General features: G+C 71.7%; 1 protein-coding gene. It reads left to right on the top strand.

Annotation, left to right across the window (positions count from 1 at the left end):
* Positions 1-332: Ig-like domain-containing protein (locus G533_RS0119855; protein ID WP_027951386.1), on the top strand; the 332-nt coding region annotated here is incomplete at both ends.

Genomic DNA, 332 nt, shown 5'->3' on the forward strand with positions numbered 1-332 from the left:
CTGGGCAACGACCAGGCGGGTGCGGACGGTGGCATCACCGTGACCGGCCTGGCGGGCGGCACAGTGGGCACGGCCCTGGCCGGCGCCCACGGCAGCCTGACCCTGGCGGCGAACGGGGAGTGGACCTACACGCCGAACGCGAGCGTGCCGGCGGGCTCCACCGACGTCTTTACCTATGAGATCACGGATGCAGACGGCGACACCTCCAGCACCACGCTGACCCTGACCTTTGCCGGTGACGGCAGTGCACCCACCGCCAGCGATGGCGCGGCGACGACGGCGGACGCCACCCTGGGCACAGACAGCGGCACGCTGGCCTTCGACCTGGGTGA

This window comes from Haliea salexigens DSM 19537 (genome assembly GCF_000423125.1).
GTDB lineage: Bacteria > Pseudomonadota > Gammaproteobacteria > Pseudomonadales > Halieaceae > Haliea > Haliea salexigens.